Source organism: Streptomyces hygroscopicus subsp. hygroscopicus (genome assembly GCF_001553455.1).
Lineage (GTDB): Bacteria > Actinomycetota > Actinomycetes > Streptomycetales > Streptomycetaceae > Streptomyces > Streptomyces hygroscopicus.
In genome coordinates this window covers 1-22,723 of the sequence record NZ_BBOX01000088.1, presented here as the reverse complement: position 1 = coordinate 22,723, position 22,723 = coordinate 1, and the positions used below count along the sequence as shown (strand labels likewise).

Genomic DNA, 22,723 nt, shown 5'->3' with positions numbered 1-22,723 from the left:
TGGGCGGCCCGCTGCGCTGGTGTCTCACGCTGCGGCCTGGGCGGCCCCGCAGTGCTGGAGCCTCGCACCGCGGCTTGGGGCGGCCCGCGCGCCGGTGTCTCACGCCGCGGCTTGTGGCGGCCTCGCTGCGCTGGGGCCTCACGCTGCGGCCTGGGCTGCCCGCTGCGCTGGGCCTCACACCGCGGCCTCGGCGGCCCTCGGCGCCCGCGGCGGAGGTTCAGGCCGCCGCCGGGTGCTCCGTCACCTCGACCCGCGCCAGCACCTCTTCGTAGACCGTCCGGTCGAACTCGCCCGCCACCGGGGCCCGTACGGCCGCCGCGGACAGGGCCACCGCGCGGGCCAGCCGGTCCGGCCACGGCACCTCCTCGACCAGCCCGGACAGCAGCCCCGCGACCGCCGCGTCCCCGGCCCCGGTCGGATTGCCCGCCAGCCGGCGGGGCGGGGCGGCGCGCCAGGCGCCGTGGGCGGTGATCGCGAGCATGCCCTCGGCGCCCAGCGATGCGGCCACCGCGCGGGCCCCGCGCCGCCGGGCGTCCCGCGCGGCGCGCAGCGGGTCGGTGGAGCCGGTGAGCCCGGCGAGTTCGTCGGCGTTGGGCTTGACGAGGTGGGGGCGGGCGGCGATGCCGCGGCGCAGCGGTTCGCCGCTGGTGTCCAGCAAGGTGGGCACGCCCGCCGCGTGCGCCTCCCGGATGAGCTGGGCGTACGTACCGACCGGGACCCCGGGCGGCAGGCTGCCGCACAGCGCGACCGCCGACGCCTCGCGCAGCAGCCGGCCGTAACCGTCCATGAAGGCGGTCCACTCGGGGGTGGTGACGATCGGGCCGGGCTCGTTGAGCTGGGTGGTGTCGCCCGTGGTGGCGTCCACGACGCCGATGGTGCGCCGGGTGGTGCCGGCGATCGGCACCAGCGCGTCGGTGATCTTCCCGTGCGGCGCCCCCGCCGTGTCGGGGGGCGGGGCGGCGAACCGGGCGAGCAGCTGCCGCAGCACTGTCCCGGTGACCCCGCCGACGAAGCCGGTGACGACGGTGTCATGGCCCAGTGCGGCCAGTACCCGGGCCACGTTGAGGCCCTTGCCGCCGGGCCGTTCGATGACCTCGGTGACGCGGTGGCTGGCGTGCGGGCGCAGTTCCGGCACCCGGTAGGTGACGTCGAGGGCGGTGTTGAGCGTGACCGTAAGGATCACCCTGGCATCCCCTCTCCCGTCCCCCCGCCGGACGGAGACTCCTGTGCTGAAGCGTGCGACTGTGCGCCGAGCGGTGCCCGTGCCCGAGCGATCATGCCAAAACGAGTGGCTGTGGCCCAGACCTCCGTGTTGTTCCGGACACCGTCATCGCCATCCGCGACCCGGCCACTTCAGCCCAGTTCGGGACGGATCACCCAGTCGCCCCGGCGCATCACGCCCCGCAGCCGGAAGTCCTCGTCGAAGACGACGAGGTCCGCGTCCTTGCCCGCCTCGAGCGATCCCACCCGGTCGGCGATGCCCAGCACCCGGGCGGGGGTGGCGGACAGCGCCCTTACGGCCTCCGCCACGCCGAGCCCGTCGATCACGACGGCCCGCCGGAAGGCCCGGTCCAGGGTGAGCGTGGAGCCCGCGATGGAGCCGGCCGTCGGCCCGTCGCTGATCCGCGCGACGCCGTCCTTGACCTCGACCTCCATCGGGCCGAGCGGATAGCGGCCGTCCCGCATGCCCGCCGCGCCCATCGCGTCGGTGATGAAGGCGACCCGGTCCGCGCCCGCCCGGTGGAACGCCAGCTGCAGCATGGAGGGGTGCAGATGGGTGCCGTCGTTGATCAGCTCGATGGTGATCCGCTCGTCCTCCAGCAGCGCGGCGATCGGGCCGGGGGCGCGGTGCAGCAGCGGCGGCATGGCGTTGAACAGGTGGGTCGCCACGGTCGCGCCCGCATCGACGGCCTCCAGCGCCGCCTCGTACGTCGAGTCGGTGTGGCCGACGGCCGCGAGGACTCCGCTGTCGGCCAGCAGCCGCACGGACTCCAGCCCGCCCGGCAGTTCGGGGGCGAGGGTCATCATCCGGGCGGTGCCGCGCGCCGCGTCCACGAGCTTGCGCACATCCGCCGGATCGGGTGCGCGCAGCAGCGACGGCTGGTGGGCGCCGCAGCGGTGGGGGGAGATGAACGGGCCCTCGAAGTGGATGCCCGCCAGCTCGCCCTGCTCCACGAGTTCGGAGAGGACGGCGGCCTGCCGGGCGAGGTCGTCCAGATCGCCGGTGACGGTGGAGGCGAGCATCGTGGTGGTGCCGTGCTGCCGGTGGGTCCGGATGGCGGTCAGGGCCTCCTCGGGGGCGCCCGCCGAGAACGAGGCCCCGCCGCCGCCGTGCACATGCAGGTCCACGAAGCCGGGGACGATCCAGCAGCCCGGCAGATCGAACGCCCGCTCGCCGGCGTGGGGCCCCTGATCCGCCGCCGGCCCGGCCGGGGCGGTGCGCGCGTTCCCGGCCGGGGCGGTGCGTGCGTCTTCGGCGGAGGCGGTGCGCGTGTCCTCGGCCGGGGCGGTGCGTGCGTCCTCGACCGGGGCGGTGCGCGTGTCCTCGACCGAGAGGATGCGCGTGTTCTCGACCGTCACCCGCCCGTTGTCGACCACGCCGTCCGGCAGGACCACCCGGGCGCCCGTCAGAACCGTTCGCTGCACCATCAGGTGGTTACCTCCGTGGAGAGTAGGTCCCAGGCGAGCAGACCCGCGCCCAGGCAACCGGCGGTGTCCCCGAGGGCCGCCGGAACGATACGGGGAAGCTGCTGGAAGGTGAGCCGCTCCCGGACCGCGGCGCGCAGCGGGGCGAACAGCGTCTCCCCGGCCTCGGCCAGCCCGCCGCCGATGATCAGCACGCCGGGGTCCAGCAGGGTGAGGGCGGTCACCAGGCCGTCGGCGAGCGCGCTCACCATCTCCCCCCACACCGCCACGGCCCTAGGATCCCCGGACGGCACGGCCTCGGCGCAGTCGGCGGCGTCCGCCGCCGGATCGCCGCTCGCGTCGGCCCAGGCGCGGCCCACCGCCGACGCCGAGGCGAGCGTCTCCAGGCAGCCGGACTGACCGCAGCCGCAGGCGGGGCCGCCCGGCCGGACGACGATATGGCCGATCTCGCCGGAGGAACCGTGCGCCCCGGGGTCGATGCGCCCCCCGACGCCGATGGCGCCCGCGATCCCGGTGCCGATGGCCACGAACAGGAAGCGCCGCGCGCCCCCGCCCGCTCCTATCCGCCCTTCGGCCAGTCCGCCCATCCGGACGTCGTGCCCCAGCGCGACCGGGATCCCGCCCAGCCGCTCGGTGAGCAGTGCCCGCAGCGGGACGTCGCGCCAGCCGAGGTTGGCGGCGAAGACGGCCACGCCGCGGTCCTCGTCCAGGACGCCGGGCACGCCGACCCCCGCCGCCAGCGGGGGCTCGCCGAACCGCCGCTCGCCGATCTCGCGCAGCTCGGCGGCGAAGTCGAGGATCGCGGTCACGACCGCGTCGGGTCCGCGCTCCCGCCCGGTGGGCCTCCGTGCCTCGTGCAGCAGTGTGGTGTCCGCCCCGATCAGGGCGGCTTTCATGCCGGTGCCGCCCACATCCAGGGCGATGACGTGTTTCACATGCAACAGTCTCCCGCGATCCACCACGAGAGGTCTAGTCCACTAGCCGCTTCTCGCCGGGAGACCCCCCTCGCCGACGCCGGGGCGCTCAACGGAGGTGGCCGGAACTCATCATTCCGATTGTGTCCGAGTGACACATCCCACTTGGCGGGTAATACCCCTCTGACCTGGGGAAGTGACACCTCGATACCGAAGCGATACGCCCATGGTGTAGACCTTGTGGAGGTTCGCGAGGCAGACTCGCTCGATCTCGGCGGAGATCTCGGCGGAGATCTCGGGGGAGGGTCCTCGGGAGGGTCCTCGAAGACGCATCACGTCATAGGGTGGGGAAACAGCGGTGCAGCGGCGGCGGTTCTTGGGTCTGACGACGGCGGGCGTCGCGGCGGTGGCGGCCGCACCGGGGCTCACAGCCTGTAGCGGCGGTTCCGGTTCCGGCGGCGACGTCACGCTGAAGGTGGTGGCGGCCGACTACGGCGACAGCACCGACAACAGCTCCCGGAAGTACTGGGACAAGCTGATCCGGGCGTTCGAGGCGAAGCACCGCGGGATCACGGTCGAGGTCGAGGTCCACAGCTGGACCGATGTCGACCGGCGCGTCGCCGAGATGGTCAAGAGCGGCAAGGCCCCGGACATCGCGCAGATCGGCGCGTACGCCGACTTCGCCGCGCAGGGCAGGCTCTACCGCGCCGACGAGATGCTCTCCATCCCCACCCAGGCCGGTTTCATCACCTCGATCGCCCATGCGGGTGAGGTGGGACGGGTGCAGTACGGAGTGCCGTTCGTGGCCAGCGCCCGGCTGCTCTTCTACAACGTGAAGCTCTTCGACCAGGCCGGTATATCCTCCGCCCCCACCAGCTGGGACGAGCTCAAGGAAGCCGCGGTGCGGCTCAAGGCCAGCGGGGTGAAGATCCCGTACGGGCTGCCGCTCGGCCCCGAGGAGTGCCAGGCCGAGACCATGATGTGGATGCTCAGCGGCGGTGGCGGCTACACCGACGCCAACGGCAGCTACACCATCGACTCCACCGAGAACATCGAGACCTTCGAATGGCTGCGGGACGAACTGGTCGGCGCCGGCCTCACCGGCCCCGCCTCCCCGGCCCGCACCAACCGGCAGGACACCTTCGACGCCTTCGCCCGCGGCGAGGTCGGCATGCTCAACGGCCACCCGACCCTGATGCAGCAGGCATCCGGCCACGGCATCAGCTACGAGACCGCGCCCCTGCCCGGCCGCAGGGGCAAGGCCCAGTCGACGATGGGTGTCGCCGACTGGGTGATGGCCTTCAAGCAGAACGGCCACCGCGAGGAGATCGGGACCTTCCTCGACTTCCTCTACAGCGAGAAGAACGTGCTGGACTTCGTCAAGGAGTACGACCTGCTGCCGGTGACCACCTCCGCCGAGCAGTCGATGCTCGACGACCGGGACTACAAGCGGCTGTGGAAGTTCCTCGACGAGTTGGAGAGCGCCGAGTTCTACCCGGCCGACAAGACCTCCTGGGCGGAGGTCAGCAAGCTGATCAAGGAGAAGATCGGCTCGACCGTGACCAAGGGCGGCGACCCGGCGAGCGTGCTGGGCCAGATCCAGCGCGAGGCCGACGCGATGGAGAATGCGGGACCATGACGACGGACACGCCCGCCCCGGACCCTTCGGAAGACCCCGCGGCCCGGGACCGGAACCGTGACCGGAGCCCGGACCGGGACCGGGACCGGGACTTGGGGCGGGACCGGGACTTGGGGCGGGGCCGGGGCATGGGGCGGGACCAGGACGGGGACCAGGACCGGGAGCGGGAGCGGGATCAGGCCGACGGGCAGGGCCGAGGCGAGCGGCAGGGCCGGGAGCGCTGCCGGGAGCAGGGCCAGGGGCAGGGCGAGGTGCGCGGCCGGGAGCAGAGCCGGGAGCGCGGCCAGGAGCAGGGCCAGGAGCAGAGCCAGGGGCGAGGTCCGGACGACGCCGGGCTGTCGGACCGGGACCGGGCCGTGCTCGCCGTGGAACGGCGCGGCTGGCCGGGCCCCGGTGCCAAGGAGCGCGCGATACGGGAGCGGCTCGGCATCTCCCCGACCCGCTACTACCAGCTCCTGAACGCGCTGCTGGACGACCCCAGGGCCCTGGAGCACGACCCGGTGACCGTCAACCGGCTGCGGCGGGTCAGGGCCGAGCGCCGCGAACGGCGCTGACGGCCCGCCCAACGCCCGGCGCCCGAGGCACCGTTCACCGGACGGGACGCTTGTCAGCGCGGCGCCGCTCAGCGGCGGGACGCCTGTAGTCCCGCACGCCGCTCAGCCGGCGGGACACCCGTGGGCCTGTGCGCTGTTCATCGGACGTCCGTGGGCCTATGTGCAGCTCACGGGTGGGACATTCGTGGGCCTATGTGCGGCTCCCGGGTGGGACATTCGTGGGCCTGTGTGCCGCTCACCGGCGGGACGCCCCCGGACCCGGGCTCCGTTCACCGGCCGGACGTACGGCGGAAGCCCGCCGTGCCGCCGGGCCGGGTAGGGTCACCGCCATGGGCAGCGTTATGGGCAGTCACCCCCTCCCCGTACCCACCACGTCCGCCGGTCGCGAGGGCCTCGCCGCCCTCCTCGAACGGCCCGGCCGCGCCGTCGTCGGACTCGACTTCGACGGCACCCTCGCCGAGATCGTCCCCGACCCCGACCAGGCCCGCGCCCACCCCGGAGCCGTCCCCGGGCTCTCCCGGCTGGCCCCGCGGGTGCGTTCGGTCGCGGTGATCACCGGCCGCCCGGCCGAGGTCGCCGTCCGGTACGGCGGTTTCGCCGGGGCCGAGGGGCTGGACGGACTCGTCGTCCTCGGTCTCTACGGCGCCGAGCGCTGGGACGCGGCGAGCGGCGCCGTCCAGGCACCCGAACCGCACCCCGGCGTCGCCGTCGTCAAGGCCGAACTCCCCGCGGCCCTCGAGGCGCACGGCGCCTCGCACGGCACCTGGGTCGAGGACAAGGGCCGCGCCGTCGCCGTCCACACCCGCCGCGCCGAGGACCCCCAGGCCACGTTCGAGCGGCTGCGCGCACCCCTCCACGCGCTGGCCGAGCGCCACGGGCTGATCGTCGAGCCCGGCCGGCTGGTGCTGGAGCTGCGCCCGCCGGGCATGGACAAGGGCGTCGCGCTCACGGAGTACCTACGGCAGACGGGCGCGGAAGCTGTGCTCTACGCGGGGGACGACCTCGGCGACTTGGCCGCGTTCGCGGCGGTGGAGCGGTTGCGCGAGGAGGGGGTGCCGGGGGTGCTGGTGTGCAGCGGGAGTGCGGAGGTGACCGAGCTCGCCAAGCGGGCGGACCTGGTGGTCGACGGCCCGGCGGGCGTGGTGGAACTGCTCTCGGCCCTGGCCGACGCGGTCAGCGGCACCGCCGCGTAGGGCCCACCCGGAACAACGCCGCCGTCCTCGACCCGGGGGCCCCCGACCCGGGGCCCCGACCCCGGGGCCCCGCCTCGGTCCCGGTTCCCCGGCCCTGAACCTCGGTCTCGGCTCCCGGTCCCGGTTTCCCGGCCCCGAACCTCGGTTCTGGCTCCGGTGTCGGTTCCCGCCTCGGTCCCGGTTCCCTGGCCCCGAACCTCGGTTCCGGCTCCCGGCCTCGGCTCCCGGTCCCGGTTCCCCGGCTCCCGGTTCCCCGACTCCCGGCCTCGGTCCCGGCTCCGCGGCCCCGAACTTCAGTTCCGGCTCCGGATGTCGGTTCCCGGTCCTGGCTCCCGGCCTCGATCCCGGTCCCCCGGCTCCCGGTCCCGGTTCCCCGACTCCCGGCCTCGGTCCCGGCCCCGAGGCCCCGAACCTCAGTTCCGGCCCCAGTGTCGGTTCCCGGTCCGGGGCCCCGGTCCCGATTCCCGGTCCCCGGTCCCGATTCCCGGTTCCCGGGCCTCGGTTTCGGCCACTTCGGTTGGCGCTCGCCCCCGGTCCTCGATTCCGGCCCCTTCGACCGGTGCTCGCCTCCCAGCGCCCGTCGCTTGGCGGAACGCGTCGCTTCGCGTGGCCCCCGACGTTCGGCGCAGCTTGTCACCGCAGGCGGCACGGCACGCACGCGGTGAAAGCCGTCGCCGCACGGTGGACGTCAGCGCAGGCAGCCCATCGGCGCGGGCAGCCCATCAGCGTGGGCAGTTCTCCGGTTCGGGCGGTCCGTCGCCGCTACAGCGCCCGCAGTTGCGCCAGGAACCATGCCTGGGGCGGCAGCGCGGTCGCGGCGGCGGCGAGCCGCTTCGTGCGGGCCGCGCGCTCGTCGTCGCCCATGGACAGCGCCTCGTGCAGCGCCTGGGCCGTGGCCTCCACGTCGTACGGGTTCACCACCAGCGCGTCCTCGCCCAGTTCGGCGTACGCGCCCGCTTCCCGCGACAGCACCAGCGCGCATCCCCGCTCGGAGACCACCGGCACCTCCTTGGCCACCAGGTTCATCCCGTCCCGGATGGGGTTGACCAGCGCCACGTCCGCCAGCCGGTAGGCCGCCAGCGACCGTGCGAAGTCGTCCTTCACATGCAGGGCGACCGGGGTCCAGTCCTCCGTGCCGTACTCGGCGTTGATCTCGTCGGCGACCTGCCGCACCCGCTGGGTGTAGTCGCGGTAGACGGCGAGGTCCTGGCGTGAGGGGTAGGCGAAGGCCACGTGCACCACGCGCTCCCGCCACTCGGGACGGGTCTCCAGCAGCCGCCGGTACGCCAGCAGTCCGCGCACGATGTTCTTGGACAGCTCGGTACGGTCCACCCGGACGATCGACTTCCGGCCCGGTCCGATCTGCGCCCGCAGACCGGGCAGCCGCTCCTCGACATCCGCCCGCCGCGACCGCTCCCGCAGGAAGTCCGCGTCCGCGCCCAGGCCGTGCACGCCCAGCCGGGTCTCGCGCCCCTCGAACCGCACCGCGGTCGCCGCGCCGTCGCCGTCCCGTACGACCTCCGCGCCCAGCACGGCGGCGCAGCAGTCGGCGAAGGCGGTGGCCCAGCGCTCGGTGAGGAACGCGGCGCGGTCGCCGCCGAGGATGCCGCGCAGCACATCCGCCGCCACGTCGTCCGGCAGCAGCCGGTAGTAGTCCGGCGGCGCCCAGGGCGTGTGGGAGAAGTGACCGATGCGCAGATCGGGGCGGCGCTCGCGGAGCATGCCGGGCACCAGCGCCAGGTGGTAGTCCTGCACCAGGACGACCGCCTCGTCCACCGCCTCCAGGGCGAGCGCGTCCGCGAAGGCCGCGTTGTAGGTCTCGTAGGCCGCCCACTGGGCGGCGAACTCCGCGTCGAAGACCGGCTCGACCGGGGTCTGGTAGAGCAGGTGGTGGACGAACCACAGCACCGAATTGGCGATGCCGTTGTACGCGGCGGCGAAGACATCCGGCGCGATGTCGAGCATCCGGACCTGCTGACCGCCGGTGTCACCGGGGTTCAGGTGGTTGGCCCCGGCGCGCCGGGCCGCCTCGCGGTCGCCCTCGCCGAGCGCCGCGCAGACCCACACCGCGCCCGCGTCGGGGCCGATCGCGCTGAGGCCGGAGACCACCCCCCCACCGCCGCGCCGGGCGGTGAGCGAGCCGTCCTCGCCCAGGGTGTACGAGACCGGACCGCGGTTGGACGCGACCAGGATCGGAGCGGTGCGCGGGACTGCCATGTCGCGAGCCTAGCCAGCAGCGGCCCCGCGCAAACGTGCGTACGGTTTCTTGCCCCGTAGGCGCTACGTCGCCGGGGCTGGGCCACGGCGCTGTGCGGCGGGGTTGGCGGGGACGCTACGCCCAGGGCGAACCAGGGCGCTGTGCCCAGAGCGAGCCCAGGACCCAGAGCGAGCCGAGGCACTCAGGGCACACCGAGGCACCCAGAACGAGTCGATGACCCAGGGCGCGCCTGGGCACCCGGGGAAAGCCCAGGACCCAGAGCGAGCCCAGGACCCAGAACGAGCCCAGGACCCAGAGCGCGCCTGGGCACCCAGGGCACGCCCAGGCACCCGGGGCGAGCCCGAGGACTACGCCCGGGCGGGCCGCGGCGGCTTTCGGCGGGTTACGCCGCGCGCCGCGCCGCGTACTCCGGGATCTCGATCATCGGCGGCCGCTCCTCGGTGTCCACGGCGGTGGTGCGCGGCTCGAAGCCGTTCTCGCCCCGGTCGAACTGGGTCAGCCGCGGCCGCACCAAGTGGCCGCGGGCCAGCCGCAGCTGCGCGGTGCGGTAGATCGTGGCCGCCATCCGGCCGAGCGCCAGCCCGTCCTGGTGGCGGTGGACGCGCACCCCGATGTCCACCTGGCCGAGCGCGTCGAGGCCCACCGTGTGCAGCGCGTCGACCAGCAGCCCCAGCTCGACCCCGTAGCCCACCGGGAAGGGCAGCCGCTCCAGCAGCGAGCGGCGTGCCGCGTACTCGCCGCCCAGCGGCTGGACGAATCCGGCCAGCTGGGGCCAGTGCAGGTTCAACAGCGGGCGGGCGACCAGTTCGGTGACCCGGCCGCCCTGGCCCGCCGCGTCGCCGAGCGGGCGGTCGTACATGCCCTTCACCAGCTGGAGCGCGGGGTCGGTCAGCAGCGGGCCGACGATCCCCGAGACGAAGCGCGGATCGAATGCGCGCAGGTCGGCGTCGATGAAGCAGACGATGTCGCCGTTGGTGGCCAGCAGCGACCGCCACAGCACCTCGCCCTTGCCGGGCAGCGCGGGCAGCCGGGGCAGCAGCGAGTCGCGGGCGACGACGGTCGCGCCCGCCGCCGCGGCGACCTCGGCGGTGCGGTCCGTCGACCCGGAGTCCATCACCACCAGCTCGTCCACCAGCGGCATCGCCTGGCCCATCAGCTCACGCCGGATCGCCCCGGCGATCTCGCCGACCGTGGCCTCCTCGTTCAGGGCGGGCAGGACCACGCTCACCGTCGTCGCCGTGGTCCGCTTCGCGGCCAGCAGGCGATCCAGCGGACGGTCGTCGGCAGACCAGGAGCGGTGCTTCAGCCAGCGCTCCACCTCATCCAGCACCTGTGTCTCTCCCTGCTGTGATCCATCTCGCGCTTCGGACGGCTACCTCAACCATCCGGGCCTTCGGTTACAGTCTTGAACAACACGCGTGACCGTCGTATGTCGGGGTCGACCTCGGTGTTTACCGATGATCGCCGTGCTGACAAACGCCCCGGGCCCGCCGCCCGGTGCCATACCGCTCATCCAGAGGGGCAGAGGGAACGGCCCGTTGAAGCCCCGGCAACCCTCCAGCTGATCTCGCGTTCCGCGGCGAAGCTCCGCACGTCCGCAGCGAGGCTCCCAGCTAGGGAAGGTGCCAATTCCGGCTCGTGGCGAAACGCGTCGCGAGGAAGATGAGGAGAAAGGGCCTCGCCATCCATGGCTGTGCAGTCAGTAGAAAGCTCAACCACTTCCTCCACCCCTTCCGCCGCCTCCCGGGCTTTCGGTCCCGCCGTCGCATTGTCCTGCCGGGAGTGCGGTGAGCGGTTCGAGCTGGGCCCGGTCTTCGCGTGTGAGGTCTGTTTCGGGCCGCTCGAGGTCGCGTACGAGCTGCCGTCCGGTGACCCGGAGGGGCTGCGCCGCCGGATCGAGGCCGGTCCGAACAGCATCTGGCGCTACGCCCCGCTGCTGCCCGTCCCGGCCGACGTGGCGGACCTGCCCAGTCTGAACCCCGGTTTCACCCAGCTGGTCAAGGCCGACAACCTCGCCCGTGAGCTGGGCGTCACCGGTGAGCTGCACATCAAGGACGACTCCGGCAACCCCACCCACTCCTTCAAGGACCGGGTCGTCGCCATCGCCGTCCAGGCCGCCCGCACCTTCGGCTTCACCACCCTCTCCTGCTCCTCCACCGGCAACCTCGCCGGCGCGGTCGGCGCCGCCGCCGCCCGCGCGGGCTTCCGCTCCTGTGTCTTCATCCCGCACGACCTGGAGGCGGGCAAGGTCGTCATGGCCGCGGTCTACGGCGGTGACCTGGTCGGCATCGAGGGCACCTACGACGACGTCAACCGCTTCTGCAGCGAGCTGATCGGCGACCCCGCGGGCGAGGGCTGGGGCTTCGTCAACGTCAATCTGCGGCCGTACTACGGCGAGGGCTCCAAGACCCTGGCGTACGAGATCTGTGAGCAGCTCGGCTGGCGGCTGCCGGACCAGATCGTCATCCCGATCGCCTCCGGCTCCCAGCTCACCAAGATCGACAAGGGGCTGAAGGAGCTGATCGCCCTCGGTCTGGTCGAGGACAAGCCCTACAAGATCTTCGGTGCCCAGGCCGAGGGCTGCTCCCCGGTCTCCGCCGCCTTCAAGGCCGGCCATGACGTCGTACGGCCGCAGAAGCCGCGGACCATCGCCAAGTCGCTGGCCATCGGCAACCCCGCGGACGGCCCGTACGTCCTGGACATCGCCCGCCGCACGGGCGGCGCGGTGGAGGACGTGGACGACGAGCGGATCGTCGACGCGATCAAGCTGCTGGCCCGCACCGAGGGGATCTTCGCGGAGACCGCGGGCGGGGTGACCGTCGGCGTGACCAAGAAGCTGATCGAGGACGGTCTGCTCGACCCGTCCCTGACGACCGTCGTGCTGAACACCGGCGACGGCCTGAAGACCCTCGACGCGGTGGCCCCCACCACGGGCCCCTCCGCCATCATCCGCCCCACCCTTGACTCGTTCCGAGAGGCTGGCCTCGTATGAGCGTCAACGTTCGCATCCCGACCATCCTGCGCACCTACACCGGCGGTCAGGCCGAGGTCACCGCCGAGGGCGCGACCCTCGCCGAGGTCCTGGCCGACCTGGAGAAGAACCACCAGGGGATCGCGGCCCGCGTCCTGGACGACACCGGCAAGCTCCGCCGCTTCGTCAACGTCTACGTCAACGACGACGACGTCCGCTTCGCCGACGGCCTGGCCACGGCGACTCCGGACGGCGCCGGGGTGTCGATCATCCCGGCCGTCGCGGGCGGCTGCTGACCCCCGTCCACCCTTCTCACCTCTGATATCGCCCCGTCCGGGGATAACCGGACGGGGCGATTCCGTGTGTGGAAACGCGATACAGTTGCCCGGATTCCCCAGCGGCCCCGGGGCCGGAACCACATATGAGAACTCGTCAAGTTGTGCGTAAAGTGTGAGCACGAATTGTCGGGTTGGTGCCCTATGTCCGGCCCGGCTTGCCCGAACTTCACATAAATTCTCACTTTTAACCGTTCGGCCGTGCCCAGAATTCTCGTCCGATTGACCTGTTGCAGAGGGCGTTGGGACGGATACATTCAGCGGCGGTCGACGCGTTCCGGCGCACACCCCCCACATCCGGGGGGTGAGGTCTGACCCGGGTCCGCGGAGTGCGGTCCTGCGCAAGGGCCAGCAATAGGGGAGTTAGGAATGGCTCAGGGCACCGTCAAGTGGTTCAACGCGGAGAAGGGGTACGGCTTCATCGCGGTCGACGGTGGTGCGGACGTGTTCGTCCACTACAGCGCGATCCAGATGGACGGGTACCGCACCCTCGAGGAAGGCCAGCGGGTCGAGTTCGAGATCTCGCAGGGCCAAAAGGGCCCGCAGGCCGACATGGTCCGCGTGGCCGTAGGCTGACGCGCCGACGCGACGCAGCTGAAGAGAACAAGTCCGAAGGGTCCGTACCTCGACCAGGGTACGGGCCCTTCGGCATGCCCGGAGTCCCCCGGAGCCCCGGCCCGCCCGCGGACTCCCCTTCGGGCGCACGCTCCCGCCCGTCACCACGCCGCCACCCCTGAAGGGCCCCTTCGGGCGCTCGCGCCCGCCCGTCACCCTGCCGCCACCCCTCTGGGACCCCTTCGGGCGCTTGCACTCGCATGGCACGAGTGCTAATCATTGGCGTTAGCACTCTGACGTTGAGAGTGACAGAAGGACCGGGTCGGTGAGGCCCGCCAGGCCATGCGGAGCAAGGAACCGCGGGGCAGGCAGGCCGTCCGTCGCGGGCGCCAGCGCGGTCCGGAGCAATCCGCCCCCACGGCCTAACGGCCTGGGAGGACCCCCTAAGTCTTGGGAGGACCACTTCACATGGCCAAGATCATCGCGTTCGACGAGGAGGCGCGGCGCGGCCTCGAGCGCGGGATGAACCAGCTCGCCGACGCCGTCAAGGTCACCCTGGGCCCCAAGGGCCGCAACGTCGTCCTCGAGAAGAAGTGGGGCGCCCCCACGATCACCAACGATGGTGTGTCCATCGCCAAGGAGATCGAGCTCGAGGACGCGTACGAGAAGATCGGCGCCGAGCTGGTCAAGGAGGTCGCGAAGAAGACGGACGACGTCGCCGGTGACGGCACGACGACCGCGACCGTCCTCGCCCAGGCGCTGGTCAAGGAGGGCCTCCGCAACGTCGCCGCGGGCGCCAACCCGATGGCGCTCAAGCGCGGTATCGAGAAGGCCGTCGAGGCCGTCTCCGCCCAGCTCCTCGAGCAGGCCAAGGACGTGGAGACCAAGGAGCAGATCGCCTCCACCGCCTCCATCTCCGCCGCCGACACCCAGATCGGCGAGCTCATCGCCGAGGCGATGGACAAGGTCGGCAAGGAAGGTGTCATCACCGTCGAGGAGTCGCAGACCTTCGGGCTCGAGCTCGAGCTCACCGAGGGCATGCGCTTCGACAAGGGCTACATCTCCCCGTACTTCGCGACGGACATGGAGCGTATGGAGGCGTCGCTCGACGACCCGTACATCCTGATCGTCAACTCCAAGATCAGCAGCGTGAAGGACCTCCTCCCGCTGCTCGAGAAGGTCATGCAGTCGGGCAAGCCGCTGCTGATCATCGCGGAGGACGTCGAGGGCGAGGCCCTGGCGACCCTGGTCGTCAACAAGATCCGTGGCACCTTCAAGTCGGTCGCCGTCAAGGCCCCGGGCTTCGGTGACCGCCGTAAGGCCATGCTCGGCGACATCGCCATCCTCACCGGTGGCACCGTCATCTCCGAGGAGGTCGGCCTCAAGCTGGAGAACGCCGGGCTGGACCTGCTCGGCCGCGCCCGCAAGGTCACCGTCACCAAGGACGAGACCACCATCGTGGACGGCGCCGGCGACACCGACCAGGTGCAGGGCCGCGTCAACCAGATCCGCGCCGAGATCGAGTCCTCCGACTCGGACTACGACCGCGAGAAGCTCCAGGAGCGCCTGGCGAAGCTGGCCGGCGGCGTGGCCGTCATCAAGGCCGGTGCCGCGACCGAGGTCGAGCTCAAGGAGCGCAAGCACCGCATCGAGGACGCGGTGCGCAACGCCAAGGCCGCCGTCGAGGAGGGCATCGTCGCCGGTGGTGGCGTGGCCCTGCTGCAGACCGTCTCGGTCTTCGAGAAGCTGGAGCTGGACGGCGACGAGGCCACCGGTGCCCAGGCCGTGCGCCTGGCCCTGGAGGCCCCGCTCAAGCAGATCGCGGTCAACGCCGGTCTCGAGGGCGGCGTCGTGGTCGAGAAGGTGCGCAACCTGACCCCGGGTCACGGCCTCAACGCCGCGACCGGTGAGTACGTGGACCTGATCGCCGAGGGCATCATCGACCCGGCCAAGGTCACCCGCTCCGCGCTGCAGAACGCCGCGTCGATCGCCGCGCTGTTCCTGACCACCGAGGCCGTCATCGCCGACAAGCCGGAGAAGGCCGCCCCGGCGGGCGCTCCGGGCGGCATGCCGGGCGGTGACATGGACTTCTGATCGACTCGGCGCGTTCGTCGCCGGTCGGTCGTACCGTCCGATACGTCGGGGCGGCACCCTCTCCCAGGGGTGCCGCCCCGACGGCGTATCCGGGTCCGCGTGCCCGGGGGCTGGGGGTCTGGGTTTCGCGTCCGGGGCGGGGGGTTCGGGTTCCGCGTCCGGGGCTGGGTGTCTGGGTCCGCGTGCCTGGGGGCTGGGGGTCTGGGTTTCGCGTCCGGGGCCGGGTGTCCGGGGCCGCGTGCCCCGGGGCAGGGTGTCCGGGACCCCACGCCCCGGGGCCGGGTGTCCGGGTCCACACGCCCTGGGGCAGCGTGTCCGGGTCTCACCTCGCGGCGGCGTCGAGGGCGGCGCGCAGATGGCCGTTCGCCTCGCCGAGCAGTTTCCCGGCGGTCGGGGCGTCCACCCCGCCCAGGATGGTGAGAATCGCGTTCTTCACCTCGCCGTCCGTGGCCGCCAGCGCGCTCTCGATCCGCTCGTCGCTGGCGCCGGTCGCCAGGAAGACGATTCTCCGCGAGCGGGCGCGCAGCTTGTCGTTGGAGGCCCGCACGTCGACCATCAGATTCCCGAAGGTCTTGCCCAGCCGGATCATGGTGATGGTCGAGATCATGTTGAGCACCAGCTTCTGGGCCGTGCCCGCCTTCAGCCGGGTCGAGCCGGTGAGCAGCTCCGGCCCCACCACGACCTCGATGCCGTGGTCGGCCGCGGCGGCGAGCGCCGATCCGGTGTTGCAGGACAGCCCGACGGTGAGCGCGCCGCGCCGCCGGGCGTACTCCACCGCGCCCACGGCGTACGGGGTGCGGCCGGAGGCCGAGACGCCGATCACCGTGTCGTCGGGGCCGATCCCGAGCCGCTCGAGGTCCCGGGCGGCCAGCTCGGCGCTGTCCTCCGCCCCCTCGACCGAGCTGATCACGGCCTCCGGACCGCCCGCGATCACGCCGACGACCTGCTCGGGCCGGGTGTTGAAGGTGGGCGGGCATTCGCTCGCGTCCAGTACCCCGAGCCGTCCGGCGGTGCCCGCGCCCGCATAGACGAGGCGACCGCCACGGGACATCCGCGCGGCGATGGCGTCGATGGCGGCGGCGATCTGGGGGAGCCGGCCTGCGACGGCGGCGGGCACGGCGGCGTCCTCCGCGTTCATGAGCCGGGCGATGTCGAGCGTTCCGAGCCGGTCGATCTCGGCGAGCTCGGGGCGGAACGCCTCGGTGGTCAGGGTGTCGAGCTGGGCGCGGAGCCGGGTGGAGTCCTGTTCGGCGGCGGAGTCGGCGGAAGTCATGGTGAAGCGGCTCTTTCCGGTACGTCAGCGGGAGGGCGGGGGTGACGGTGACTGGAAGGGCAGCCACCGGGCGATGCGGTGACCGGGCGATGCGGTGACCGGGAGGTTCGGGGATCGGGGATCGGGGATCGGGGGGGTCGGGGGATCGGGGTCGGGGGTGAGACCGAACGGTCTGGCAGCGAACGATCTGGTGGCGCCTCGGGCTCAGCGATGCCGGGGGCGCGGGTCGTGTCGGTGTGCGAGGGCCTCGTACGACGCGGAGAGGGCGGGCGCCGCCGCTTCGTACGTCCGCTGGGCGACCCCTATGAACAGGCAGTCCACCACCAGCAGCTGGCTGGTGCGGCTGGACATGGCCGCCGGGCGCAGCTCGCTCTCGCGGGCGGTGGAGGTGGTGAGCACCAGATCGGCGTACTGCGCGACCTCGCCGTCCGGCCGCCCGGTGATCGCGACGGTGGTCGCCCCGTGCTCGAACGCCACCCGCAGCGGCTCGATGACGTCCGTCGTACGCCCGGAGTGGGTGACCGCGATGGCGACGTCGCCGGAGTGGAGCTGCACCGCGTTGGTGACCGCCAGGTGCGGATCGGCGTGGGCGTGGGCTATCAGCCCGATGCGCAGCAGCTTCTGCGCCAGGTCCTGGCCGACGAGGCTGGACGCCCCCACCCCGTACACATCGATCCGGCGGGCCGTGGCCAGCGCCGCGACGGCCGCCTCGACCTGGCTGGTGTCCAGACCGGCGGCGGTGTCGGCCAGACACTGCTGCTCTTCCTGCGCGAGCTTGGTGACCACGTCGGCGATCGGGTCGTCGACGGCGATGTCCGCCGTGACGGCCGGGGCCCGGCCGGCCGCCTGCTGCGCGGCGAGCGCGGCGAGCGCGAGGCGCAGATCGCGGTACCCGGGGTAGCCCAGCAGCCGGGAGGTGCGGACGACGGTGGCCTCGCTGGTGCCGGTCCGCTCGGCGAGCCCGGTGACGGTGAGCGCCGCGCACCCGGCCGGATCGCCCGCCACCGCTTCGGCGACGCGCTGCATGGAGCGGGTCATGGAGGGAGCCAAGGTGCGGACCTTCGCGGCGAGGGCCGCCGGGGCGGGTGGGGTGGCGTCGGGATGGGGTGGTGGCATGAACGCTTCCTTGAAAGTTTTCTTCAGCTCGCTGCGCATCTGTGAAAACTATTTCCGGGGGTGGGGCTGGTCAACCCTCGGTGCGGCGGTCTCGGCACGGCCGGTACGGCGGTGTCGGTACGGCCGGTTCGGGGGGGCGCGGTGCGGCCGGTGCTGCGGTGTCGGCACGGCCGGTTCGGGGGTCTCCGTACGGCGGTGTCGGTGCGAGGGTCTCGGTACGGCGTGTCGGTGCGGCGGTGTCGGTACGCCCGGCGGTGTCGGTACGCCGGTCCGCATGCGGCGGACCGGCGGGCGGGCGAAACTGGTGAACAGGCGCCTGGACGAAGCAACGGCGACAATGGGACGCATGAAGCTCGAACACGCACTGCACGCGGCCCGCGCCCTCGTCCTGGCCGACCTCGCGGCGGGAGAGGTCGCCCAGGCCGACATCGTCTCGCTGGTCGAGGACGCGATCGCGCACCGGCGGTGGTGGGTCGAGCAATGGCCGGAGGGCGTGGCGTACGTGGCCGGTCTGGTCGCCCAGGACGTCCAGGACGCCCTGCTGGAACGGTACGGCCGATGGCCGCTGTGCCCGGTCTGCACCCAGGGCGGCGACCTCCACGCCCTGGACGTGGAGCCCGAGTTGGGCCCCGACCCGCACTGGGTCTGCGGCAAGACGGCGGTCGCGGTGGCGCCCGTGGGTTCGCTGGGCACCACCCTCTGATGGCCGTACTGATCGACCCGCCCTCGTGGCCGGGCCACGGCCGCCTGTGGTCCCACCTCGTCAGCGATGTCTCCTATGCCGAACTGCACGCCTTCGCCGCCCGCATCGGCGCCCCGCGCCGAGGCTTCGACCGCGACCACTACGACGTACCGAGTGAGCTGTACGCGGAGGCGGTTCGGGCGGGCGCGGAGGAGGTCGGCAGCAAGGAACTCCTCCGCCGCCTGAAGGCCGCGGGCCTGCGCCGCCCCAAGCGCGCCGCGAACGCGGACTGACCGGGGCGCGGGGGCAACGGGTGTATTCGCCGTCCCGTCGCGTCCCGTCGCGTCCCGCCCCGGCTCGCCCCATCGCGTCCCGCCGGGCGGCTGAGGGCGCGCCCCGACCCGGGCGGTGTGCCTCGTCCGCGTGGCGAGTGGGGTCTTCAGCGTGTGGCGCGCGACGGGTCGGAGGCCAGGCCGGAGGCCGCTTCCGTACCCACCGGGGAGGCCGACGTGGCGACGACGCGGGAGGCGGCCGTCGCCCGGTGCAGGCGCAGCGCGGCGACCGTCGTCACCGCGCCCGTACCGGCGAGGGCCGCGCCCGTCCAGGCCACCGCCGGGTAGCCCCAGCCCGCGTCGATGACGAGTCCGCCGAGCCACGGGCCGACCGTGTTGCCGATGTTGAAGGCGGAGGTGTTCGTCGCGCCCGCGAGCGTGGGCGCGGCGTTCGCCAGATTGAACATCCGGGCGTTGAGCGCGGGCGCGGTGAAGAACGCGGTGAAGCCGAGCATCAGCGCCAGGGTGACGGCCGCGACCGGGCTGTGCGCGGTCAGCGCCAACGCGCTCAGTACGACCGTCGAGGCGACGATGCCACCGGACATCGTGCCGAACAGGTGCGCGTCCGCGATCCGCCCGCCGATCACCGTACCCAGCAGCGCGCCGACCCCGAACAGCGCCAGCACGGTCGGCACCCAGCCCTCGTCCAGCCCCGCCGTGTCCGTCAGCAGCGGCCCGAGGTAGGAGAACAGGCAGAAGACCGCGCCGCCGCTCAGCGCGGTGGCGGCCAGCGCGAGCCAGACCTGCGGGTCGCGGTAGATGCGCAGTTCGGCCTTCAGCCGGGGCCGGTCGTCCCCGGTCGGCACCTCGGTACGCGGTACCAGCATGACGACCCCGACCAGCCCGAGCGCCGAAAGACCGGCCACCGCCCAGAAGGCGGCCCGCCATCCCGCGTGCTGACCGAGGAAGGCTCCGGCCGGGACCCCGGCGATGTTCGCGATGCTCAGCCCGCCGACCATCACCGCCATCGCCTTCGCCCGCGCGCCCACCGGCACCAGCGACACCGCCACCGCGGCGCCCACGGCCCAGAACCCGGCGCACGCGAGCGCGCTGACCACCCGCGAGGCGAACAGCACCCCGTACGACGGCGCCAGCGCCCCGGCGATCTGCCCGAGCCCGAACACCGCCAGCAGGGCCATCAGCGTCGTGCGCCGCGGCAGCCGCAGTGTGGCCGCCGCCAGCACCGGCGCCCCGACCACCATGCCGATCGCGAAGGCCGAGATCAGCAGCCCGGCCTCCGGGATCGAGACACCCATGTCCCGGGCGACGGGTTGCAGCAGCCCGGACAGCATGAACTCGGAGGTGCCGAGGGCGAAGACGGACAGGCCGAGGACGTAGACGGCCAGGGGCATGCGGGAGCGAGCGGAATCCGCTGTGGAGGACGAGGGCATGCCAGGCTCAACAGCGCCGGATGAGCTCGGCATTCCTGCACGTGGAAACGTTTTTTCCGAGCAGAGCCGGGCTACGCGCTCAGCAGCTCCAGCTCCGTGGCCAGGTTGTGGCGTGCGGCGTCCTCCCAGCGTTCGTGGCCGATGGGTGTACGGAACAGGCGGGACAGCCCCAGCAGATGGCGGAGGACGTTCGCCCGGCCCTCGCGGAAGGCTTCGTCGGGGACGAAGCCGTACTCCTCCCGGACCGCCGCCGCGTACGCGCCGTAGTCCTCCGGGGACCCGGCCAGCACGGCCAGGTCGGCGTCGCAGAGCACCGCGCCGTTGGTGTCGCCCTCGGCGGGGTCGTGATCACGGGTGACGAGCACCAGACGCGCGGTCTCGGCCGTCCGGGCGGCCGGGACGCCCGCCTCGGTGAGGGCGCGCTCGGCGAGGCGGGCGCTGCGTTCCTCATTGGTGGAGCGCTCGGGCAGATAGACCGCGTCATGGAACCAGGCGGCCAGGCGGATCGCGGCGGGATCCGGGGCCCGGACGTGGAGGAGCAGCTCGTCCACCCGGTCCAGGACCGCGATCAGGTGGTCGGTGGTGTGGTAGCGGCGCTGGGGTTCGGCCCAGCGGGCGAGCAGGTCCTCGCCGTACGGGCCGGGGTCGGGGACGGTGGCTTCGCGGGCGCTGGTTTCACGGGCGCTGGTGAGGAGGCGGGCCCAGCGGGCGAGCAGGGCGTCATGGGCCGGATGGCGGTCGGGCGCGGGAGCGGGCATGGGCCAATTGTGGGGTAACGGTTTGCCCTCTTGCGCGGTGTGGCAAGCTGTGTGGCATGTCTAGACCAATTCTCGAGGTGATCGCTCTGAACCCGGTGGACGCGATCGCCGCACAGGCCGGAGGGGCTGACCGCCTCGAACTGGTCACCGACATCGCGGCCGACGGGCTCACACCCTCTCGTGAGACCTTCGCCGCCGTCCGTTCGGCCGTGGATCTGCCGGTGCGGGTGATGCTCCGCGCGTCCGACGGCTTCACGGCGGGGGACGCCGCCGCGCTCGACGCGCTGTGCGAGGCCGCCACCGCACTGCACTCGGAGGGGGCGGACGAGTTCGTCCTCGGCTTCCTGTCCGACGACGGCGGGGTGGACCTGGACGCCGTGACCGCGCTGACCGAGGTCGTGGGCGCGGGTGCGGGCGTGGACGAGAGCCGCTGGACCTTCCACCGGGCCATCGACCGCGCCGCGGACCGCGACGGGCTGCGCAAGCGGCTCGCCGACCTCCCCGGCCTGGACACGTACCTCACCGCCGGGTCGGCGCGGGGCGTCGACGACGGCCTGCCGACGCTGCTCGCCGAGGCCGAGCGGGCCGGTACGCCGGGCTATGAACCGCGCCTGATGGTGGGCGGCGGACTGCGCCTCGACCATCTGCCCGCGCTGCGCGCCGGCGGGGTCGACGCCTTCCACATCGGCGGCGCGGCCCGCCCGGCGGGGTGGGCGGGCCCGGTGGACGCGGCCGCGGTCGACCAGTGGCGCACGGCCCTGGACGCGCCCGTTCCGGTGGGCTGACGGGTCTGAGGGACTTGACGGGGCTGCGGGACCTGATGGTTCTGACGGGTCTGAGGGACCTGATGGGGCTGAGGGACCTGATGGGTCTGGCGGGTCCGACGGGCCTGACGGTCTGGCGGGTCTGGCGGGTCTGGCGGGTCTGGCGGTCTGACGGCCTGCTGGGTCTGGCGAGTCCGACGGCCTGACGGGTCCGACGGGTCCGGCCTACCTGACGGGTCTGACGTACCTGGCTTACCTGACGGGTCTGACGTACCTAACGGGCCCGACGTACCTGACGGGAGGGGGGAAGGGGGAGCGGCCGCCGCGGACCCGGCGGCCTCCCCCTTCCGGGACCGTCAGGCCAACGCCTCCGGCAGCGGTGCCGCGTGGATCACCGTCAGGCCGGAGACGGCACGGGTCAGCGCGACGTACAGGCGGCGCAGTCCGGTGCGTTCGTCGGGCTCGCCGTCGACCACCGCGGCCGGTTCGTCCAGCACCACGTAGTCGTACTCCAGACCCTTCGCCAGCGTCGCCGGCACCAGCGTGAGCCGGGCCTCGGCGCTGGTCTCCTCGCCGGGGGAGAGGTGGCGCAGGCCCGCCGCGTCGAGGGCGTGAGCCAGGGCCGGGATGCGGGCCTCGGCCGCGATCAGGCCGATGGAGCCCTCATGGGTCAGCGCCTCCCGGCACGCGGCGACGACGGACGCGTCCAGCTCCGCCGGGTCCACGGCCCGTACGGAGAAGTCGCCCGCCGCCTCACGGATCGAGGTGGCCTCGGACAGGCCGGGCGCGATCGCGGGCAGCAGCCGCGAGGCGTACGCGATCACCTCGCGCGGCACCCGGAACCCCTGCGTCAGCTCCTCGACCGCCGCCCCCTCCTTGCCCAGATGGGCCAGGGCCTCCTCCCAACTGGCGGTGGCCCACGGGGTGGTGCCCTGGGCGATGTCACCGAGCACGGTCGCCGAGCCGGTGGTGCAGCGGCGGCCCACCGCGCGGTACTGCATGGGGGACAGGTCCTGCGCCTCGTCCAGGACCACATGGCCGAGGGACGGGGTGCGTTCGATGAGATCGGCGGCCTCGTCGATCAGCACCAGGTCCGCCGGGGACCACTTGGCGGACTTCACCCCGCGCGCCGGTTTCGTCCACAGGATGGCCTTCTGCTCGTCGGCGTCGAGGACGCCGTCCGCGTGCTCGGCCAGGAAGTCGGCGTCGGAGAGCAGCCGCAGCACCAGCTTGGCCGGGTCGACCGGCGGCCAGATCGCCTTGACGGCCTGTTTCACGGCGGGGTTGC

General features: G+C 72.9%; 20 protein-coding genes and 1 riboswitch. Of the genes, 10 read left to right on the top strand and 10 right to left on the bottom strand.

From position 1 onward, the window contains the following. Window positions 1-217: 217 nt before the first annotated feature. From AXW62_RS09905 to AXW62_RS09895, 3 genes are all read right to left on the bottom strand, one after another. Window positions 218-1,183: a 1-phosphofructokinase family hexose kinase gene (locus tag AXW62_RS09905; RefSeq protein WP_060944177.1), complete on the bottom strand. Its 966-nt coding sequence runs from the start codon at window positions 1,181-1,183 to the stop codon at window positions 218-220. A 170-nt stretch (window positions 1,184-1,353) separates the two neighbouring features. After that, window positions 1,354-2,649: an N-acetylglucosamine-6-phosphate deacetylase gene (gene nagA / locus AXW62_RS09900; RefSeq protein ID WP_060944176.1), complete on the bottom strand. Its 1,296-nt coding sequence runs from the start codon at window positions 2,647-2,649 to the stop codon at window positions 1,354-1,356. Next, on the bottom strand, window positions 2,649-3,581 hold the full coding sequence (locus tag AXW62_RS09895; RefSeq protein WP_060944175.1) for an ROK family protein: 933 nt from the start codon (window positions 3,579-3,581) through the stop codon (window positions 2,649-2,651). Before AXW62_RS09895 ends, nagA begins: the two co-directional genes overlap by 1 nt. Before the next feature lie 337 nt (window positions 3,582-3,918). On the opposite strand from AXW62_RS09895, the gene AXW62_RS09890 reads away from it, so the two are divergent. The 3 genes from AXW62_RS09890 to otsB all read left to right on the top strand — a co-directional run bounded on the left by AXW62_RS09890 (window position 3,919) and on the right by otsB (window position 6,946). Continuing rightward, window positions 3,919-5,199, top strand: coding sequence for an extracellular solute-binding protein (locus AXW62_RS09890; protein WP_060944174.1), 1,281 nt, complete (start codon window positions 3,919-3,921; stop codon window positions 5,197-5,199). Window positions 5,200-5,534: 335 nt separating this feature from the next. Then, window positions 5,535-5,753, top strand: a complete 219-nt coding sequence (locus AXW62_RS09885; protein ID WP_030828286.1) for a DUF3263 domain-containing protein — start codon at window positions 5,535-5,537, stop codon at window positions 5,751-5,753. 341 nt (window positions 5,754-6,094) lie between these two features. Next, window positions 6,095-6,946 carry a trehalose-phosphatase gene (otsB, locus tag AXW62_RS09880; RefSeq protein ID WP_174556370.1) on the top strand — a complete coding sequence of 284 codons (852 nt, stop codon included), beginning with the start codon at window positions 6,095-6,097 and terminating at the stop codon, window positions 6,944-6,946. Between the two features lie 762 nt (window positions 6,947-7,708). On the opposite strand, the gene AXW62_RS09875 is transcribed toward otsB, so the two are convergent. Together AXW62_RS09875 and AXW62_RS09870 are read right to left on the bottom strand one after the other, a co-directional pair. Further along, window positions 7,709-9,163 (bottom strand): alpha,alpha-trehalose-phosphate synthase (UDP-forming), encoded by a 1,455-nt coding sequence (locus AXW62_RS09875; protein ID WP_060944172.1) that lies wholly within the window; start codon window positions 9,161-9,163, stop codon window positions 7,709-7,711. Between the two features lie 383 nt (window positions 9,164-9,546). Next, the gene (locus AXW62_RS09870; protein ID WP_060944171.1) at window positions 9,547-10,494 is read right to left on the bottom strand and encodes a glucosyl-3-phosphoglycerate synthase; all 948 of its coding nucleotides are present in this window, start codon (window positions 10,492-10,494) and stop codon (window positions 9,547-9,549) included. A gap of 176 nt (window positions 10,495-10,670) precedes the next feature. Further along, window positions 10,671-10,833: riboswitch (SAM riboswitch) on the top strand. An 18-nt stretch (window positions 10,834-10,851) separates the two neighbouring features. Between AXW62_RS09870 and thrC the strand changes: the two genes are divergently transcribed. The 4 genes from thrC (at window position 10,852) to groL (ending at window position 15,119) form a co-directional block, all read left to right on the top strand. After that, the gene (gene thrC / locus AXW62_RS09865) at window positions 10,852-12,156 is read left to right on the top strand and encodes a threonine synthase (protein WP_060944170.1); all 1,305 of its coding nucleotides are present in this window, start codon (window positions 10,852-10,854) and stop codon (window positions 12,154-12,156) included. After that, complete coding sequence (locus AXW62_RS09860) at window positions 12,153-12,431, top strand: MoaD/ThiS family protein (protein WP_030828304.1); 279 nt, start codon at window positions 12,153-12,155, stop codon at window positions 12,429-12,431. The genes thrC and AXW62_RS09860 overlap by 4 nt, the downstream gene beginning before the upstream one ends. A gap of 408 nt (window positions 12,432-12,839) precedes the next feature. Further along, window positions 12,840-13,046, top strand: a complete 207-nt coding sequence (locus AXW62_RS09855) for a cold-shock protein (protein WP_009716982.1) — start codon at window positions 12,840-12,842, stop codon at window positions 13,044-13,046. A 447-nt stretch (window positions 13,047-13,493) separates the two neighbouring features. Continuing rightward, window positions 13,494-15,119 carry a chaperonin GroEL gene (gene groL / locus AXW62_RS09850; RefSeq protein WP_030828307.1) on the top strand — a complete coding sequence of 542 codons (1,626 nt, stop codon included), beginning with the start codon at window positions 13,494-13,496 and terminating at the stop codon, window positions 15,117-15,119. A gap of 322 nt (window positions 15,120-15,441) precedes the next feature. On the opposite strand, the gene murQ is transcribed toward groL, so the two are convergent. Further along, window positions 15,442-16,392: an N-acetylmuramic acid 6-phosphate etherase gene (gene murQ, locus AXW62_RS09845; RefSeq protein ID WP_060944169.1), complete on the bottom strand. Its 951-nt coding sequence runs from the start codon at window positions 16,390-16,392 to the stop codon at window positions 15,442-15,444. Between the two features lie 204 nt (window positions 16,393-16,596). Beyond that, complete coding sequence (locus tag AXW62_RS09840) at window positions 16,597-17,508, bottom strand: MurR/RpiR family transcriptional regulator (RefSeq protein ID WP_370682898.1); 912 nt, start codon at window positions 17,506-17,508, stop codon at window positions 16,597-16,599. Window positions 17,509-17,854: 346 nt separating this feature from the next. Here AXW62_RS09840 and AXW62_RS09835 point away from each other — a divergent pair, with 346 nt between their 5' ends. Beyond that, complete coding sequence (locus AXW62_RS09835) at window positions 17,855-18,211, top strand: DUF8819 family protein (RefSeq protein WP_102865591.1); 357 nt, start codon at window positions 17,855-17,857, stop codon at window positions 18,209-18,211. Then, window positions 18,211-18,483 carry a DUF4031 domain-containing protein gene (locus tag AXW62_RS09830; protein WP_060944167.1) on the top strand — a complete coding sequence of 91 codons (273 nt, stop codon included), beginning with the start codon at window positions 18,211-18,213 and terminating at the stop codon, window positions 18,481-18,483. Before AXW62_RS09835 ends, AXW62_RS09830 begins: the two co-directional genes overlap by 1 nt. Window positions 18,484-18,629: 146 nt before the next feature. Here AXW62_RS09830 and AXW62_RS09825 read toward each other — a convergent pair whose 3' ends face one another. Both AXW62_RS09825 and AXW62_RS09820 read right to left on the bottom strand, forming a co-directional pair. Then, window positions 18,630-19,874: a Cmx/CmrA family chloramphenicol efflux MFS transporter gene (locus tag AXW62_RS09825; protein WP_252368560.1), complete on the bottom strand. Its 1,245-nt coding sequence runs from the start codon at window positions 19,872-19,874 to the stop codon at window positions 18,630-18,632. Window positions 19,875-19,984: 110 nt separating this feature from the next. After that, window positions 19,985-20,671 (bottom strand): HD domain-containing protein, encoded by a 687-nt coding sequence (locus AXW62_RS09820; protein WP_060944165.1) that lies wholly within the window; start codon window positions 20,669-20,671, stop codon window positions 19,985-19,987. Window positions 20,672-20,727: 56 nt separating this feature from the next. Here AXW62_RS09820 and AXW62_RS09815 point away from each other — a divergent pair, with 56 nt between their 5' ends. Continuing rightward, window positions 20,728-21,456 (top strand): copper homeostasis protein CutC, encoded by a 729-nt coding sequence (locus AXW62_RS09815; RefSeq protein ID WP_060944164.1) that lies wholly within the window; start codon window positions 20,728-20,730, stop codon window positions 21,454-21,456. A gap of 335 nt (window positions 21,457-21,791) precedes the next feature. Here AXW62_RS09815 and AXW62_RS09810 read toward each other — a convergent pair. Continuing rightward, the coding region (locus tag AXW62_RS09810) for an ATP-binding domain-containing protein (RefSeq protein ID WP_159060848.1) at window positions 21,792-22,723 on the bottom strand (932 nt) is incomplete at its 5' end.